Annotated in this window: 13 protein-coding genes and 1 pseudogene; 10 read left to right on the top strand and 4 right to left on the bottom strand. The window is 57.3% G+C overall.

The window, feature by feature from the left end:
* Positions 1-11 precede the first annotated feature (11 nt).
* Positions 12-908 carry a methyltransferase domain-containing protein gene (locus AC0L7U_RS09370; protein WP_473695553.1) on the bottom strand — a complete coding sequence of 299 codons (897 nt, stop codon included), beginning with the start codon at positions 906-908 and terminating at the stop codon, positions 12-14.
* Positions 909-1,140: 232 nt separating this feature from the next.
* Here AC0L7U_RS09370 and AC0L7U_RS09365 point away from each other — a divergent pair, with 232 nt between their 5' ends.
* From AC0L7U_RS09365 to AC0L7U_RS09350, 4 genes are all read left to right on the top strand, one after another.
* Positions 1,141-1,890, top strand: a complete 750-nt coding sequence (locus tag AC0L7U_RS09365; protein ID WP_473695551.1) for a ComF family protein — start codon at positions 1,141-1,143, stop codon at positions 1,888-1,890.
* A gap of 150 nt (positions 1,891-2,040) precedes the next feature.
* The gene (gene grxC, locus AC0L7U_RS09360) at positions 2,041-2,298 is read left to right on the top strand and encodes a glutaredoxin 3 (RefSeq protein ID WP_473695549.1); all 258 of its coding nucleotides are present in this window, start codon (positions 2,041-2,043) and stop codon (positions 2,296-2,298) included.
* Between the two features lie 108 nt (positions 2,299-2,406).
* Positions 2,407-3,276, top strand: coding sequence for a carbon-nitrogen hydrolase family protein (locus AC0L7U_RS09355; protein ID WP_473695547.1), 870 nt, complete (start codon positions 2,407-2,409; stop codon positions 3,274-3,276).
* Positions 3,277-3,366: 90 nt separating this feature from the next.
* Positions 3,367-3,825, top strand: coding sequence for a DUF1178 family protein (locus AC0L7U_RS09350; protein ID WP_473695545.1), 459 nt, complete (start codon positions 3,367-3,369; stop codon positions 3,823-3,825).
* Positions 3,826-4,291: 466 nt separating this feature from the next.
* Here AC0L7U_RS09350 and AC0L7U_RS09345 read toward each other — a convergent pair whose 3' ends face one another.
* Positions 4,292-4,762, bottom strand: coding sequence for a hypothetical protein (locus AC0L7U_RS09345; protein WP_473695543.1), 471 nt, complete (start codon positions 4,760-4,762; stop codon positions 4,292-4,294).
* A gap of 261 nt (positions 4,763-5,023) precedes the next feature.
* Positions 5,024-5,782, bottom strand: coding sequence for a bifunctional 2-polyprenyl-6-hydroxyphenol methylase/3-demethylubiquinol 3-O-methyltransferase UbiG (ubiG, locus tag AC0L7U_RS09340; RefSeq protein WP_473695541.1), 759 nt, complete (start codon positions 5,780-5,782; stop codon positions 5,024-5,026).
* Positions 5,783-5,954: 172 nt separating this feature from the next.
* Between ubiG and AC0L7U_RS09335 the strand changes: the two are divergent.
* The 6 genes and pseudogenes from AC0L7U_RS09335 (at position 5,955) to clpB (ending at position 15,541) form a co-directional block, all read left to right on the top strand.
* Positions 5,955-7,204 (top strand): annotated as a pseudogene (locus AC0L7U_RS09335) (aspartate kinase).
* Between the two features lie 72 nt (positions 7,205-7,276).
* Entirely contained in the window at positions 7,277-9,541 is a 2,265-nt protein-coding gene (ptsP, locus tag AC0L7U_RS09330) for a phosphoenolpyruvate--protein phosphotransferase (protein ID WP_473695539.1), read from the top strand.
* Positions 9,542-9,607: 66 nt separating this feature from the next.
* A complete protein-coding gene (gene prfA / locus AC0L7U_RS09325; RefSeq protein WP_473695537.1) occupies positions 9,608-10,681 on the top strand; it encodes a peptide chain release factor 1 in 1,074 nt (357 codons plus the stop codon).
* Between the two features lie 3 nt (positions 10,682-10,684).
* Positions 10,685-11,539 (top strand): peptide chain release factor N(5)-glutamine methyltransferase, encoded by an 855-nt coding sequence (gene prmC / locus AC0L7U_RS09320; protein ID WP_473695535.1) that lies wholly within the window; start codon positions 10,685-10,687, stop codon positions 11,537-11,539.
* Positions 11,540-11,941: 402 nt separating this feature from the next.
* Positions 11,942-12,661: a DUF4167 domain-containing protein gene (locus AC0L7U_RS09315; RefSeq protein ID WP_473695533.1), complete on the top strand. Its 720-nt coding sequence runs from the start codon at positions 11,942-11,944 to the stop codon at positions 12,659-12,661.
* Between the two features lie 273 nt (positions 12,662-12,934).
* Positions 12,935-15,541 carry an ATP-dependent chaperone ClpB gene (clpB, locus tag AC0L7U_RS09310; protein ID WP_473695531.1) on the top strand — a complete coding sequence of 869 codons (2,607 nt, stop codon included), beginning with the start codon at positions 12,935-12,937 and terminating at the stop codon, positions 15,539-15,541.
* 125 nt (positions 15,542-15,666) lie between these two features.
* Here clpB and AC0L7U_RS09305 read toward each other — a convergent pair whose 3' ends face one another.
* Positions 15,667-17,565 (bottom strand): M23 family metallopeptidase, encoded by a 1,899-nt coding sequence (locus AC0L7U_RS09305; RefSeq protein ID WP_473695529.1) that lies wholly within the window; start codon positions 17,563-17,565, stop codon positions 15,667-15,669.
* Between the last annotated feature and the right edge of the window lie 39 nt (positions 17,566-17,604).

Here is a 17,604-nt window from a genome sequence, read left to right as displayed (position 1 = left end):
TGACCCGTACCCTAATCTTTCTTCAATCTGACTTCCTGAGCGCCGAGTGCATCTGCGAGCCTGCTTTTTGCAGAGCCGGGCTGCAACGGTTTCTGCTGGCTTTCATGCGGTGCCCAGCCCGACAGAGTGACTATTGAAAACGTTGCTCTGAGGCGGCCATCGGGATCACTGTAGTCTTGTGCGTAAAGCTCTGCAGCGCGCAGAAGCACCGCTCGAGACAAGGGCGTTCGGCTACGCTCGCTCAAAACGCTGGTGGCCCCCATGGCACGCAGGTCCTGTAAAAGTGCAAACAGCGTGTCATAGCGCACTATCAGCCGATCCATATCGGTTACGGGCAAGGCGAAGCCTGCGCGTTGCAGCAGGGCACCAAGATCGCGTGTGTCGGCAAAAGGCGAGACACGCGGCGACGCACCGCCGGTCACATCAAGTTCGGCTCGCATCATCACATCCCGCAATTCCAGCAGCGTATCTCCGCCAAGCAGCGACCCCATGAACAGGCCGTCTGGTTTCAGGGCCTGGCGGATCTGGATGAGGGCGCCCGGCAGATCGTTTACCCAATGCAGGGTCAGGGCGGAGGCGATCAGGTTGACGCTTTCGGTTCGCAATGGGGTCAACTCGTCGTCGAACACAAAGTCCGGGGTTTCTGCCAGATGTGGATCTGGCAGAAACAGATCGCCGCGGAGCACGCGCGCCACCTTGCCGCTTTCTGAAAGCACGTCCGCAATCCGGCCTGTATGTCCACCAAGATCGATGCCGATGTCAAAGTCGCGCGCCACCATCTGCAACCGGAAGGTCAGGTCTTCCGCGGCTGTCGCGAGAAGAAAGTCTGCGCCTTTCGTCGCCTGCATGAGCGCTCGTTGGCGGTGCCGTTTCAAGACGGAGCGGTCGAAGAGGTTTGGGTGGGTCATGGCGTGGTCCAGTCGGCCAGAGGCGAGGGCAGGGGGTGACACCGCAAGAGGTTTTGATGCTATCCCATATGGTCGCGTTGTCCTGCAAGGGCAAAACGCTCTGCTGCGTCGCGCACGAGTGGGGCACTGATGATCACGCAGCGCGGTCCCGTCTTTCCTTTGTCGATGTAGTGGCCTAGTCTCCTACAGAGGGGGCGTGATGGGCGGATTTCTCGCAGGACAATCCAGGCACGTGCAATCGCTGCGGCGCTTTGCGGCTCAGGCAGGTGGAAATCTCACCCGCATGATGCTGGATGGCTTGCTGCCGCCCCGTTGTCTGGCATGTGATGCGCGCATGGGCATGGCGGACGGTGTGTGCGGGCGCTGTTGGGCGACCATGCCGTTCATCGCCCAACCGGTGTGCGACAGGTTGGGAATCCCTTTCAGTCACGATCTTGGTGCAGGGGCTTGGAGTGCACGTGCCATCAGTGACCCGCCGGTGTTTGGCCGCGCGCGTGCGGCAGCGCGGCATGAGGGACCGGCGCAAGATCTCGTTACCCGCTTCAAATTTGGTGCGCGGCGCGAGTTGGCCCGCGCGATGGGCGGCTGGATGGCTATAGCGGGTCAGGAGCTTCTTGCCTCACGACCTCTTTTGGTGCCCATTCCCTTGCATCGCACCCGGCTTTGGCATCGTCGTTTCAATCAGGCGGCCTTGCTGGCGCAAGAGGTGGCTCGCCGTCACGATCTTCTCAGTGATGCTTTTGTGCTGGCGCGGGTGCGGCGCACCCACCAGCAGGTCGGTCTGGATGCGGGCGCGCGTCATAAGAATGTTCGCGGTGCATTTGCGCTTCGACCGGACGCGCAGATGAAGGTCGAGGGACGATCAATCGTTCTGGTTGACGATGTCTTGACCACGGGTGCAACGGCGACAGCTTGTGCAAGCGTTCTGCTCAAGGCGGGCGCCTCTTCCGTTGATGTTTTGACGTTTTCGCTCGCCCTGTGACGCACCGTCTTGCTGCGTTTTGACTACTGCTCGAAAACGGCAGTCGGGCTCAACGCTTGTTCTTTTGCGTCGAGAAAACATATACAGGGGAGACTATGGGGGATTTTCGGGTGCCCCCAAGACAGACGCACCCGCTAGTATGAGGGCATCATGGCCAACGTTCTTATCTACACACGCCAGCTTTGCGGGTTTTGCACCGCAGCCAAATCTCTTCTGCACAAGAAGGGCATTTCCTTTCGGGAAATCGACGCCTCCGGCGATCCGGCATTGAAGCAGGAGATGATCCAGAAAGCCAACGGGCGGGCAACCTTTCCGCAGATCTTTATTGGTGACGTGCATGTGGGCGGCTGCGACGAACTGCATGCGCTGGAACGTCAGGGCAAGCTGGATGGTTTGCTTGCTGCTTGACCAGCCTCAAGAGAGTACACGGCGATGGTGTCGTGTCTCGGACTGTGGGCCCGATGTGAGCGACAGATTGTTGCGAGCACAGCGTGAAACCAAGATTGGAGGACTGAAATGAGTGATTTTCTGGCAGCCTGTATTCAGTTGCGCAGCGGCAAGGATGTTGAATCCAATCTTGAAATCGCAACCGGACTGATCCGGCAGGCGGCGAGCGAAGGCGCGCAATATGTCCAGACGCCGGAAATGACCAATCTTCTGGTCCGTAGCTTTGATGAGTTGAAAGAGCGGATCCGCTTGCAAGAGGAAGACACGTCAGTTGCCGCTTACCGCGCCCTTGCGCAGGAGTTGGGGATCTGGCTGCACTTGGGATCACTGGCGATCCTGCGTGAAGACGGCAAGGCTGCCAATCGGGCATTTCTGATCGCTCCGGATGGGCAGATCACCGTCACCTACGACAAGATCCATATGTTCGATGTTGATCTTGAAAACGGTGAAAGCTGGCGAGAATCCGCGACTTATGAGCCGGGTCACTCCAGCGCTCTGGCGGAAATGCCGTGGACACGGCTGGGGCTTGCCGTGTGCTATGATGTGCGCTTTCCTTCCGTCTTCCGCCAGCAGGCCCATTCTGGGGCCGAGGTGTTGACGGCACCTGCCGCCTTTACGCGTCAGACAGGTGAAGCGCATTGGCATATCCTTCAGCGCTGCCGCGCTATCGAAAACGGGGCCTATATGGTTTCGGCTGCGCAGGGCGGTGTGCATGAAGATGGTCGTGAAACCTATGGCCACAGCGTGATCGTTGGCCCTTGGGGAGAGATTATAGCGGAACTGGCCCATGCTGAACCGGGGGTCTTGACCGCGAAGATCAGCCTTGAGGATGTTCGCAAGGCGCGTCAGCGTATTCCGGCGCTCGCCAATGAGCGTGATTTCAACACTTTGGGTGCCTCTATCAGCGGTGATCCGCGTCCGGCGGAGACACGTGCTTGATCCGATATGCTCTTTCGTGTGAGGCCTCACACCTTTTTGAGGCCTTAGTTTCGGAATTCCGATGATTATGACATCCAGGTTGCGGGCGCGTTGGTTACGTGTCCGCTGTGTGGCTCGTCTGATGTGCGCAAGGCTCTGATGGCGCCTGCCGTTTCGACCGTGCGTCGTCGAGATAAGCAAGACGTTGTGCCGTCTGAAGCGCCTGTTCAGAGCACGGCTCACAAGCAGGCTCTTGTTGTGGATGTGGAGGCTGAGACGCAGTCACATGGAGAATGTCCTGCGTCAGATGCAGCGGCGACTGTTTTTGCACCGGCTTTGACAGAGCGTCAGAAAGAAGTGCTCTCCGCCCTTCAGGAGGTGCGCAAGCAAGTTCTTGCGACGTCTGACAATGTTGGCAAGGCCTTCGCAGAGGAGGCCCGCAAGATGCACTACGGCGAGGCGGAAGAACGTAACATTTACGGCGAGACCACGCTTGAAGAGGCAAAAGATCTGATTGAAGAAGGCGTCTCGATCCTGCCATTGCCCAGCTTGCCCGGCGACAAGAACTGACGGCGAGTCGCCAGCGTGAAATGGGGTGCCGTTGGTGTGCGCGGTCCGCTTTATTCGTTTATGTTTTGACGAGAAAGCCGGAGCAGAAGTTTGCCCCGGCTTTCGTCCAGAAACGCATCAAAACACGAGCGCCAAGAGCCCTGAAGGTCCTCGGCTGGCCGTCCAAGGAGCCTTGCTGTGTTTTACGCTTCTTGTGACCCATACGCTTTCCATCGCCTCTGGAGCTTTGAGGCTACCGACAGCCTATGGGCGTGCTGAAGAGACGATATTGTCCTTTGGCCGCGATGTACCGTTGCGTGCCTAGGGCCGAAGCCTCTTCAAAATTGGTTTGCGCCCACTGCGACGCCAAACAGATGGCGGTTCGTCGCGCAAACTCTCTGCGATTTCGTGTCAGTCTCTGATAGCCGCACCAAGATGGAGCAGCAGGTGGCAGGCCGTTTTCGGCAGCCCGCCTCGGCTTTTGCGGTCAGGCCGCCTTTTGGGACAGCTTTGATACTTTTTCAGCCGTTTCAGCAGCCTGATCCGTCAGCTCTTCAGCTGTGTCAGCCATATCGTCCGCCGTAGCTTCTGCCTTGTCGGCCTGTGCGTTTGCGGTGGTTTCAAGCTGTTCACGCATCAGATACGAGAAAGCCTGATAATCTTTTGCTGTTCTGCTGATGAAATCCTGAAAGGTTTCCGCCATGTCTTCCGGGCAACGTGCTTGAGCGGTTTCGTCAAGACAGTCACGGTACGTCTGAAGACGTCGGCTCATGAAATCCATATTGTTTTTCATCATGGTTTCGGCAGCATGAGCAAACTGTTGTTGCGTCTGTTGCCAGCCGTCCAGAAGAGCTTCCGGGCGCTTGTCACGCGCGTGGGATCCCATCAACCAATCCCAGCCTGGGAACATGGACAGGGTCTGGTTTTCGGCATTTGCAATTTTATCTGTTTTGGACATCTGACACTCCTTTTCGTGAAGCACCTGTGGGAGATGCGGGGATTTTGCACCGTGCACGGGTATATTTTCGATCCATGGAGCGTTGATTGCAAGAAATTTTGGATAAAATATTTAGTTTGGAATGACTCTCAATCTCGTAAATACTTACAATGGATAAAATTTTTCAAATTTATCTGAATGGAATGAGATACTTGCAAGATTACGAATGTTGCCACCGTATTTCTTGCAAGTATTTGTCATATTATCGTGACAATTTTAGCGTTAGTCTGACGGACGTTTTGCCAGAATCATGTAGTTGACGTCCATGTCGGACGACTGTTTCCAGATGTCCTGCAGAGGGTTGAACGTCACCCCGCAACGATCCATTATCTGCATGCCGTGGCCTTTGAGTGGGCTCGTAATTTCCTCCGGACGCACCAGTTTGTCGTAGGAGTGCGTGCCTTTGGGCAGCCAACGCAGCACGCGCTCGGCCCCGACGATCGCCAACGCATAGGCTTTGAGCGTGCGGTTGATGGTCGCGACGAACATCAGCCCACCCGGTCGCACCATGCGTGATGTTTCCTTCAGGAACAGCGGCACATCTGCAACGTGTTCGATGACTTCCATGTTCAGCACAACGTCGAAGGTCTCTCCAGCCTCTGCCAGCGCTTCCGCCGTCTCGGCGCGGTAGTCAATGTCGAGGCCCGAAAGCTTCATGTGCGTGCGGGCAATCTCGATGTTGATGTCCGAAGGGTCGGCCCCGACCACCTCTGCTCCCACCCGTGCCATGGGCTCACTGAGCAGACCGCCACCGCAGCCAATGTCAAGGAAGCGCAAGCCCTTGAAAGCCTGCGGGTCATTGGGCGAGCGGTCAAAGTTAGCGCAGACGTGTTCCTTGATGTAGCCAAGGCGCACCGGATGGAACTTGTGCAATGGCTTGAACTTGCCTTTCGGGTCCCACCACTCGGCAGCCATTGCGGAAAAGCGGGCAACCTCCGACGAGTCGACCGTTCCGATGGTTGTCTTTTCATTGTCAGCCATTTGCGTCCTTTCCCTTGCCGTTGGAACATGGCATTCATCTTGTGTCCTTGGAGGATCTGACGCTTTTGTCAAGGTGCAACCTTGCAGGTCCCGCGTTGGGGTTGTAAGGATGGCGCCCGATCCGCCGGGCGCGACTGGCGCTCATGTCCTTTTACGAGAGAATACGGTACCAATGGCGCGACTGGTTATGAAATTTGGCGGCACGTCCGTCGCAGACCTTGATCGCATCCGCAACGTGGCGCGTCATGTGAAGCGCGAGGTCGATGCAGGAAACGAAGTTGCAGTCGTCGTGTCGGCCATGGCTGGACAGACGAACAAGCTCGTTGAATTTTGCCGTCAGGCATCCCTGATGCATGATGCGCGCGAATATGACGCCGTTGTGGCGTCCGGTGAGCAAGTGACATCGGGCTTGCTATCCATCGTGTTGCAGGACATGGGTGTCGATGCTCGTTCCTGGCAGGGGTGGCAGGTGCCGATCCGCACAGATGAGAACCATGGCGCTGCTCGCATCATGGACATCGACGGAAGCCTTTTGAATGAGCGGCTGTCACAGAAGCAGGTCGCTGTTTTGGCCGGCTTCAGGGCATTGCACCGGACAATCGCATTTCGACGCTGGGTCGCGGTGGATCCGACACAAGCGCCGTCGCTATCGCCGCCGCCATTAAGGCGGATCGCTGTGATATCTACACCGATGTTGACGGGGTTTATACGACAGACCCGCGCATCGTGCCGCGTGCGCGTCGTCTCGACCGTGTGTCGTTCGAGGAGATGCTCGAAATGGCGTCCCTGGGTGCGAAAGTGCTTCAGGTGCGCTCTGTCGAGATGGCCATGATTTATGGCGTCCGCACGTTCGTGCGATCCAGTTTTGATGATCCCGACGCCCCGCAGATCGGCGTTGGCGATCTTCCCCAGAGCACTCTTATTTGCGACGAGGACGAACTCGTGGAACAGCAGGTTGTCACCGGCATCGCCTTTTCCAAGGACGAAGCACAGATTTCTCTCCGCGATGTTGCCGACAAGCCGGGCGTGGCCCAGTCTGTCTTTGGGCCTTTGGCCGACGCCAACATCAATGTTGACATGATTGTCCAGAACATTTCGCCAGATGGCAAGACGACGGACATTACCTTCACGGTTCCTGAAACCGATTTCGACCGTGCCAACAAGGTGTTACATGACAATCGCGAGGCCATCGGTTTCCAGAATCTGGAAGGCGAGCGCAACGTGGTCAAGGTGTCGGTGATCGGCATTGGAATGCGGTCTCATGCGGGCATCGCAGCCCAGTGTTTCCGCGGCCTCGCGGAGAAAAGTATCAACATCCGTGCCATTACAACTTCAGAAATCAAGATCTCGGTTCTGATTGATTCCGCATACACGGAACTTGCAGTGAGAACACTCCATTCGCTATACGGATTAGACGGATAGCAACTTTGACTCGCAACAGGTGGGCGTGCGTGCCCATTTGAGTGTGATCCGACAAGGATGACGGGGTAGCCCATGCGCAGCAACCTCGCCGGACCTCGCCTGCTGCTCCGCCAGCTTCGCGAAGTCATGGCCGAGCCGATCAAGGCGCAGGAACGGCTCGATAAGATCGTGGTTCTGATTGCCGCGAATGTGGTTGCCGAGGTGTGCTCGGTCTACATTCTGCGTGCGGACGGAGTGCTCGAACTTTATGCAACGGAAGGCCTGAACGCGGGCGCCGTGCATAATGCATCCTTGCGCGTGGGGCAGGGCCTTGTCGGCCTGATTGCCGCAGAGGCGCGCCCCCTCAATTTGCCCAACGCACAGGCGCATCCCGGATTTACCTATCTGCCGGAGACTGGCGAAGAGGTCTATAACTCGTTTCTGGGTGTGCCGATCTTGCGCGCCGGGCGAACTCTTGGCGTGCTTGTTGTGCAGAACAAGGCGCATCGCACCTATCTGGAAGACGAAGTTGAGGCCTTACAGACCACGGCAATGGTCATTGCAGAAATGGTTGCTGCCGGTGAGCTGGAGGCTATTTCGCAAAAGGCGACCGGCCTCGACATGTCGCGTCCAATCCATGTCGTAGGCGCTCCGCTTGCCGAGGGCGTTGGCCTTGGTCAGGTGGTTCTGCATGAGCCGCGCGTCGTTGTGACCAATCTGATCGCCGAAGACAGTGACAGCGAAAAGAAACGTCTGGATGAGGCGATCAGTCGATTGCGCCTGTCCATTGATGATTTGTTGTCGCGTGGCGACATGGCCGCGCTGGGCGAGCACCGTGATGTTCTCGAAGCGTATCGCATGTTTGCCTATGATCGCGGCTGGATCCGCAAGATCGACGAGGCGATCCGCAATGGACTGACCGCAGAAGCTGCGGTGGAAAAGGTTCAGAGTGATATGCGCGCCCGCATGTTGCGGCAGACCGACCCGTATTTGCGTGAGCGCTTGCACGACCTCGATGACCTTGCGCATCGGTTGATCCGTGAATTGACAGGCAGTCATCCGACGGCAGGCGGCGAGTTGCCCAATGACGCTGTCCTTGTGGCTCGGACCATGGGTGCTGCCGAATTGCTGGACTATGGCCGCGACCGTATACGCGCGTTGGTTCTCGAAGAGGGTGGTCCGACGAGTCATGTCGCGATTGTCGGGCGGGCGTTGAACATTCCGATTGTCGGACAGGTTGAGGATATCGTTAGCCTGGCGGATGTCGGTGATGCGATCATTGTAGACGGTGATGCAGGTGAAGTTCACCTGCGTCCGGCACAAGATGTTGAGCACGCTTACGGCGAGAAGATCCGGTTCCGTGCCAAGCGGCAGGCGCAGTACCGTCGTTTGCGGTCTAAGGCGTCCGTCACCAAGGACGGCGTCAACATCACCTTGCAGATGAATGCTGGACTGTTGGTTGACATGCCGCATCTGATTGAAGCCGGGGCGTCTGGCGTTGGACTGTTTCGCACAGAGCTTCAGTTCATGGTCGCCTCGTCCTTCCCGAAGTTGCGGGAACAGCAAGCCCAATATGAACAGGTGTTGGAAGCTGCTGGTGATCGCCCCGTGACGTTCCGCTCGTTGGATATTGGTGGCGACAAGGTGCTGCCGTATCTGCGCTCCATTCAGGAAGAGAACCCGGCGATGGGCTGGCGGGCGTTGCGCCTTGGGCTGGATCGTCCGGGGTTGCTGCGTATGCAGGTGCGCGCACTTTTGAAGGCTGCGGCAGGCCGTGAACTCAAGCTGATGTTCCCGATGGTTGCAGAAGTGGATGAATTTCTGCAAGCGCGTGGGTTGGTCGATCAGGAGCTGCGTCATCTGCGGCGGCATGGTCACGACGTGCCCGAGGTCATCAAGCTTGGCGTCATGATCGAGGTGCCATCGCTTTTGTTCCAGTTGGAAGAACTGCTGGAACATGTGAATTTCGTGTCGGTCGGGTCAAATGACCTGTTTCAGTTCTTCTGTGCGGCGGATCGCGGCAATATTCGTGTTGCCGAACGGTTTGATACTTTGAGCGTCGGGTTCTTGCGGGCTTTGCGCAAGATCGTGTGTGCGGCAACAGAGGCCCATGTGCCGGTGACCTTGTGCGGTGAACTGGCCGGGCGTCCGTTGGAGGCGATGGCGTTGATCGCTCTCGGGTTCCGCGATCTGTCCATGTCTCCGGCAGCCTTGGGGCCGGTGAAGACAATGCTGCGGTCACTTGATGCGCAGCAATTGTCCTCGCAGCTTTTGCCGCGGCTTGAAACCGGTTATCGTGATGGTGATATCCGCGGTTTCCTGAAAGCGTTTGCCCGTGAAAATGGGGTTCTCGTCTAGCGAGATCCCTGATCTGGCGAGCCTGCCCCGTTCCCAATTGTCTTTCCTTGAAGGAGACGTGCGCCGATGCTCGCGCGAAACAAGCTTGATACCCTGCTGGATCGTTTTGCCGAAATCGAGCACCAGATGTCGTCGGGCGCGGACCCTGAAACCTATGTGCGTTTGTCTCGGGAATATGCGGCGCTGGAGCCGCTGGTTCATGAAATCAGGGCGTACAAGAAGGTGGAGCAGGGGCTTGCTGATGCGGAGACCTTGCTGAAGGACCCGTCCACCGATGCGGATATGCGTGAACTGGCCGAGTTGGAGCGCGAAGATCTTGGCGAGCAGCTTGAAACGCTGGCGCAAGCTGTTCGCATTGGGCTACTGCCCAAGGACGAGGCCGACGCCAACGACGCCATTCTGGAAGTGCGTGCCGGAACGGGTGGCGATGAAGCGGCGCTGTTTGCCGGGGACCTGTTTCGCATGTACCAGCGTTTTGCTGAACTTCAGGGCTGGAAGATCGAGGTGGTCTCGGCCAGCGAAGGTGAGGTTGGCGGCTTCAAGGAAGTGATCGCCGCGGTGTCTGGCGAAAATGTCTTTGCACGGTTGAAGTTCGAGTCCGGGGTCCATCGTGTGCAGCGGGTTCCAGCGACCGAATCCGGTGGCCGTATTCATACTTCGGCAGCCACCGTTGCGGTGCTGCCGCAGGCCGAAAACGTTGATATTGAAATCAACGACAGTGATTTGCGCATTGACACCTACCGTGCCTCCGGTGCTGGGGGACAGCACGTTAATACAACGGATTCTGCCGTGCGTATCACGCATGAACCGACCGGCATTGTTGTGGCGGTTCAGGATGAGCGCTCGCAGCACAAGAACAAGGCGCGTGCCATGCAGTTGTTGCGCGCCCGCATCTATGATGCTGAACGCGAGCGAACCGCCAATGAGCGCACCGAAGCGCGTCGTGTGCAGGTTGGGTCCGGTGATCGTTCTGAGCGCATCCGCACTTACAACTTTCCGCAAGGTCGGGTTACGGATCACCGCATTGGCCTGACGCTCTACAAGCTGGAGCAGATCGTGGCGGGGGAGGCGTTGGGCGAAGTGATTGAAGCGCTGACGCTGGACTATCAGGCAACGCTGCTTGCCAGCGAAGAGGTCTGAGCCATGAGCGGCCCCAGATCTTTGCGCACCGTTTGTCGTGATATGACCCAACGTTTCGAAGCGGCGGGACTTGAGAATTGTGCAAGTGATGCCCGCCTTCTTCTAACCGGGGTTCTGGGGGTGTCTCCCTCTGACTTGTTCTTGCGCTTTGAGGAGACGTTCCCGGCTGAGATGGTCGGGCCCCTTGAAGATCTGATCATGCGGCGTATCGCACATGAGCCGGTTGGCCGGCTCTTGGGACGGCGCGATTTTTGGGGCATGGAGTTTGCCTTGAATGCAGCGACGCTGGAGCCCCGTGCAGATACCGAATGCCTGGTCGAGGCTGTGCTTGCACGCTCTGCTCCCGAGGGCGCGTTGCGTCTGGCGGACATCGGTACAGGCACCGGAGCGATTGCTATCGCGCTTTTGAGTGAAATGCCGCAAGCCACTTGTACCGCAGTCGATATTGCGCCCGAGGCTCTGTCCTGCGCGCAGCAAAATGCTGACAGGCTTGGGGTTGGGCAGCGCTTCTTTCCGGTGTTGGGAGATTTCGGTGCGGCATTGGGCCGCAGTTATGACTGGGTCATCAGCAATCCGCCGTATATCGTCAGCGATGTCATCGAGACTTTGTCACCCGAGGTGCGGGACAATGATCCGCGTCTTGCGCTTGATGGTGGTGCGGATGGACTTCTGGCCTACCGGGTGATTGTTTCCGAGGCGCGACAGGCTGTCGCCTTTGGCGGGCGCATCGCTCTTGAAATCGGCTTTGATCAAGCCGAGGCGGTGTCGCGACTTTTGAGTGATGCGGGCTTTCGCGGACTTGAGGTTTTGCGTGATCTTGGTGGCAACGAGCGCGTCGTTACCGGCCAATGGGGTTAACGCGTATTCTTTTGCGCTTTATCGGAGAAATCGCTTGGAAATCATGAGGGAACCGGTTAGTTTCAGTTTCGCCGAGACCGGATAATGTGATTACTGCTAAGCGGCACATGCCTATCCGGCAACGGGGCAAGCTTTCATAAAGATGCTTTAAACCCTGTTGTTTTACGGATCTCCGGACTTTTCGGACTGTCGCCGAAAATCACGAATGAGTGGATGCTTTTTGCGCCCTGAAGACTCGTGATGTCTCTCAATGGACGACAGCCGCTGGCCGTCACGGTTGGTTTCGGTGTTACTTTCGCATCGGTATTTAGGCAATTCCGATTTTGGGCTGGCGTTTTGCCGGCCGCCGTTACTTAAGAGAAAACGGCAGGATGAGACTATGGAAATCAAAGCAACAAGCGTATGCGTGGTCGTGGCCGCAAAGGTCCGAACCCGCTGAGCCGGACTTACGAATCGAATGGTCCGGATGTCAAAATTCGAGGAACCGCTCAACATGTCGCGGAGAAGTATCAGCAACTGGCACGAGATGCCCAGGTGTCTGGTGACCGTGTCATGTCCGAGAACTATTTCCAGCACGCCGAGCATTACCTGCGTATCATCGCAGCCGCTCAGGGCAGTGTGCAGCCTGCTCAGTCGTCCGGTCGCGGTGACAACGCCGACGATGGCGACGATACGGGCATGAACAACGAGACGGAAAATGCTCCGGTCGCTGCAAATAGTGGTCGTCGTGAGCGTTACAACCGCAATCAGTCGTCGGCTCAGTCCGACACGTCTGTGGATGAGGATGCGCCTCAGCCCTTTATTGACGACATGCCGGTGATCGATGAATCCGGCCAGGTCAAAGGGTCTGGCGAAGCTGCTTCTGGCAAGTCGGATGCGTCCGATGATGGCGAGAAGCCGCGCCGGAGGCCGCGCGTTGCACGCGCCCGTGCTCCCAAGCGCAGCGAAACCAGCGAAGGGTCTGCCGCAGAGGCCGCCCCGACAGAGGCCTCTGCCGCATCGGGGGGCACAGATGAAAAGCCGAAGCCAAAGCGGGTTCCACGTGCACGCAAGCCGCGTGCGCCTGCTGCTGAGAAGGCGGACGCTTCTGACAGCAAAGAAACGGTTCCTGCTGGCGAATAACCTATTTGCGCACGCGGACTGGTTTATGGGTTCGCACCCTCAGAGAAATGTTGAAACCGGCGCCTTAGGGTGCCGGTTTTTGTTTGTGCGCAGGCATTTTTGCAGTCGGCTTTATCGGTGCTGTATAAATTTGTCGCAGCCCCTTTTGTTGTCATTTTGCAACACTATATCTCATCCAGAGACGATGTTCGGTCTCGCGGGTGCTTTCTAAAAAGGCTCGATTTCAAAGATGCCAGCTATGCTTCGGGTAGCTGGGCTGTTTGGAGGACAAACATGAACTTGGAACAATATACTGAACGGTCTCGCGGATTTATTCAGTCCGCTCAGACCTTTGCGCTTGGGCAGGGCCATCAGCAATTCACGCCCGAGCATCTCTTGAAGGTTTTGCTCGATGATCCGGAAGGTCTATCGTCCGGACTGATTGACGCTGCCGGCGCAAATTCAAAACTGGCTCGGGCTGAACTTGAAGCCCATTTGCAACGTCTTCCGAAAGTGTCGGGTGGCAATGGCCAGTTGTATCTGTCGCCAGCCATGGCGCGCCTTTTCGATCAGGTTGAAAAGATTGCCCAAAAGGCCGGGGACAGTTTTGTCACCGTCGAGCGTCTTCTTTTGGCGCTGGCCATGGATACGGACGGCGATGCTGGCAAGATCCTGAAAAAGGCAGGTGCAACGCCGAACGCTCTGAATGAGGCGATCAACGCCCTGCGTCAGGGTCGGACGGCGGACAGTGCCACGGCTGAAAACACCTATGACGCCTTGAAAAAATTTGCTCGTGATCTCACGGAAGTGGCGCGGGACGGCAAGCTGGATCCGGTGATTGGCAGAGACGAAGAAATTCGCCGCACAATCCAGGTTCTTTCGCGCCGTACCAAGAACAATCCGGTGCTGATTGGCGAGCCGGGGGTTGGCAAGACAGCCATTGCCGAAGGTCTGGCGCTGCGCATTGTCAACGGCGACGTACCGGAGTCCTTGAAGAATAAGCGTCTTCTGGCACTCGACATGGGATCTTTGATTGCTGGTGCCAAATATCGCGGCGAATTCGAGGAACGCCTGAAGAGCGTTCTGTCCGAAGTTCAGGCGGCGGCTGGTGAGATTGTGCTGTTCATCGACGAGATGCACACGCTTGTCGGGGCAGGTAAAAGCGATGGCGCCATGGATGCGTCCAATTTGCTGAAACCAGCTCTGGCGCGTGGTGAATTGCACTGCATTGGCGCGACCACGCTGGATGAATACCGTAAGTATGTTGAGAAGGATGCGGCGTTGGCTCGTCGTTTTCAGCCAGTGTTCGTCAGTGAACCGACGGTGGAAGATACGGTGTCCATCCTGCGCGGCATCAAGGAAAAATACGAGTTGCATCACGGCGTTCGCATTACTGATTCAGCAGTTGTGTCGGCCGCTACTCTGTCAGATCGTTACATTACGGATCGGTTCTTGCCGGACAAGGCAATCGATCTGGTTGACGAGGCTGCCAGCCGCCTGCGGATGCAGGTGGATTCCAAGCCGGAACGGTTGGACGAGCTCGACCGCCGGATCATTCAGTTGAAGATCGAGCGGGAAGCCTTGAAGACTGAAACGGATGAGGCAGCCAAGGATCGGCTGGAGCGTCTGGGACACGAGCTTGCGGATCTTGAAGAGGAAGCCTCTGCGCTGACGCAGCGCTGGCATGCGGAAAAAGACCGACTGAACCTGGCGCATAAGCTGAAGGAGCAATTGGATCATGCCCGCATTGATCTGGAGATTGCACAGCGGCGTGGTGATCTGGCAAAAGCTGGTGAACTCGCTTATGGCACGATCCCGGATCTGGAACGCCAGCTCACCGAGGCGGAGACCCATGAAAAAGGTGCCGGTTCAGGCAATATGGTTGATGAGGCGGTGACCGCCGCAGATGTTGCCCGTGTTGTGTCCAAGTGGACGGGCATTCCCGTTGATCGGATGTTGGAAGGTGAAAGGGAAAAACTGCTGCGAATGGAAGATGTGCTGGCCGACAGGGTCGTCGGACAGAGTGAAGCTATTCATGCAGTTGCAACAGCCGTCCGCCGTGCGCGGGCGGGGTTGCAGGATCCCAACCGACCGATTGGCTCATTCATGTTCCTTGGGCCAACGGGTGTTGGCAAGACGGAGTTGACCAAGGCTTTGGCCCGCTTTCTCTTCGATGATGACAGCGCCATGGTGCGTATGGATATGTCGGAATACATGGAGAAGCATTCGGTTGCTCGGCTGATCGGTTCGCCTCCCGGCTACGTCGGCTACGAAGAAGGGGGAGCCTTGACGGAGGCGGTCCGTCGCCGTCCGTATCAGGTGATCCTGTTCGACGAGATCGAAAAAGCTCATACAGATGTCTTCAACGTTCTGTTGCAGGTTCTGGATGACGGTCGGTTGACTGATGGACAGGGGCGGACGGTCGATTTCCGCAATACGCTGATCATCATGACCTCTAACCTTGGGGCTGAATTCCTGGTCAATCAGGCCGATGGGGCAGACAGCAAGGATGTTGAAGGCCATGTGATGGACGTCGTGCGGGGTCACTTCCGGCCGGAGTTTCTCAATCGGTTGGATGAAATCGTTCTATTCCACCGTTTGCAACGGGCTCAGATGGGAACGATTGTGGACATCCAGATGGAGCGTCTGCACAAACTCCTGGAGGATCGCAAGATCACGCTGGACCTGGATGGTGGTGCTCGGGACTGGCTTGCCGACAAAGGCTATGATCCGGCTTATGGCGCACGACCTCTGAAGCGTGCAATCCAGAAGGAAGTGCAGGATCCTTTAGCCGAGCGCTTGCTGTCGGGGCAAATTCTGGATGGTCAGACTGTTGAAATTTCAGCCGGGTCTGATCGTCTGCTGTTTCAGGTCAAGCACAGCGATGCTGCCGCTGCCTGATGCCCCATTCAGCAGAATGGCTGATTGGTTGACTAGGTAAAAAAGCCGCCGCCTCTGATTTGGAAGCGGCGGCTTTTGTCTTGTGGTGGTCACTTTGCAGGTGAATGCCAGAAAGGCTGGTGCGTTTATTCGTCTGCCATGGCCAGATGCGACGGCGGATGGGCTCGGTTGACGAGGGAGTCGATGCGCTCGCGTTCGGCCTCGAACATCGCCAGTTCTTCCCCTTCCAGCACCCGACCGCGCGGCAGGCGGACGCGCATCGGATCTACAAAGCGGCCATTGACCTTGACTTCAAAGTGGCAATGCGGACCGGTCGACAGGCCGGTCGAGCCGACGAAACCGACGATCTGACCCTGCTTCACCGTATCGCCGACCTTGAGGTTCGACTGATACCCGCTCATGTGATTGTAGGTCGTTTCATAGCCATTGGCATGTTTCAGGCCGATGCTGCGGCCATAGCCTGACCGCCAGCGCATGTATTCAATGGTTCCATCGCCTGCTGCCATGATTGGCGTACCGCGTGGCGCGGCCCAGTCGACGCCAGTATGCATATATTCATAATGCTTGATCGGATGCATCCGCATGCCGAACCCGGAAGAGAAGCGGGCATGCGCTACAGGCTTTCTCAGAAGGAATTTTTTCCCCGTGCGGCCTTCTTCATCATAGTATTCGACCTGACCATCATCCGGTGTCCGGAAGCGATAGTAGCGGTGCTCGCCTGAGCCGGTGGTCAGCGAAGCGAATAGGATCTCGGACTTTTCCCCTTCGTCATCGCTGGAATAGAAGACATCGAGGGAGTCGCCCGGCTTGGCATGCGACTTATAGTCAACATTAGGGGCAAACACCCGGATCAACTGATCAATGAGAGGCTTCGGGATCGCCTGTTCAAGCGCCGTTTGATAAATGCTGTCGTAAAGGTCGGCAGATTGTCCCGTATAGGACATGCGATCGGCCTCGGCGAATGCGTCAGGCAAGAAATTCGCGGGCGCTTTGGCTTTCACGTAGTCGCCGTGATCAGACAGGGCCACCGTCGCATCATGATCGCGGCCCGAATAGAGGCTGACGCGCTCAGGATGGTGCACATCCTCGCCATCGGCATCCGGGGCATAGGCAATGCGCAGCCGTTGGCCTTTTTCCAAAGAGTCGATGTCGTAATTTTCAGCGAACGCTTTAGCCACTTTGGCAGCGTCCTGCTTGCTGTCCAGATTTGTACCGAGCACTTCGGTGAGGTCGCTGTCTTGAGAGATCGGGATAATCTTCTCGGATGGGTCGTCCTGTGCGCTCTCGTTCTTGGAAACGAAAGAAACGTTCTCCGGCGTGATCCTCACCGATAGTCGGGCAAGATCCGGGGTGCTTGCGAGTTTGAAGCTGAAGCGGGCCGGGTCGATCAGGGGCGCTTCCGCACCTGTGCCCGCGTCGGCCTGGCTTGCTCCGAGAAAACGAGCGGATCCGCGAACCCGCTTTTCAATTGCGGTTTCATCCGGCGTCGCCTTCACGTCGATGTCGCTGGCATCAGCGGGGAAAGGCTTCAGTGAGATGCTGACTTCGCCTTGCACATTGGCACTGTAGATGGAGTCTGAAAAGGCGCCGGGCTCGGTTGTCGGCTTTTCAGGCGCTGCGCCACTTTTGGCATTGGCATACATCTTGACTGGGTCAAACGGCGGAATATCGGCCTTGAGATCCGGGTCCTTGCGCATAGACAATGTTGACGTGACGAGAATGTAAGGGCGCACCTTGATGTGTTCGCGGTCGCCGACCTTGGTCATCACACTGACTGGAATTGTCTGCTTGTTGGCGTAATAGGCTGTCTCGCGAACGAACTTGTCACCCTTGGCGCCGACTTCCTGACCGGGCATGCCCTGATCGTCGAGACGCTCGCCTGCGAGGTTCGTCGCCGCAGCGACGCTATACTGTCCATTCATTGCGACCGTGAGAGCGCCACCCATCAATGCGATGGACGTCAGTCCCGTCAAGACAGTGCCGGTCAGCCACCGCAAGGAGACTTGCCGACGGTCAGGCAGCATGCGCCCTTCTTCCCGGATGATCAGAGGGGCCTGATCACC

It is taken from the genome of Roseibium sp. 10G30-5 (assembly GCF_055809635.1).
Note: the sequence above shows the minus strand (reverse complement) of the source record. Positions and strands in the feature narration are given on the sequence as shown.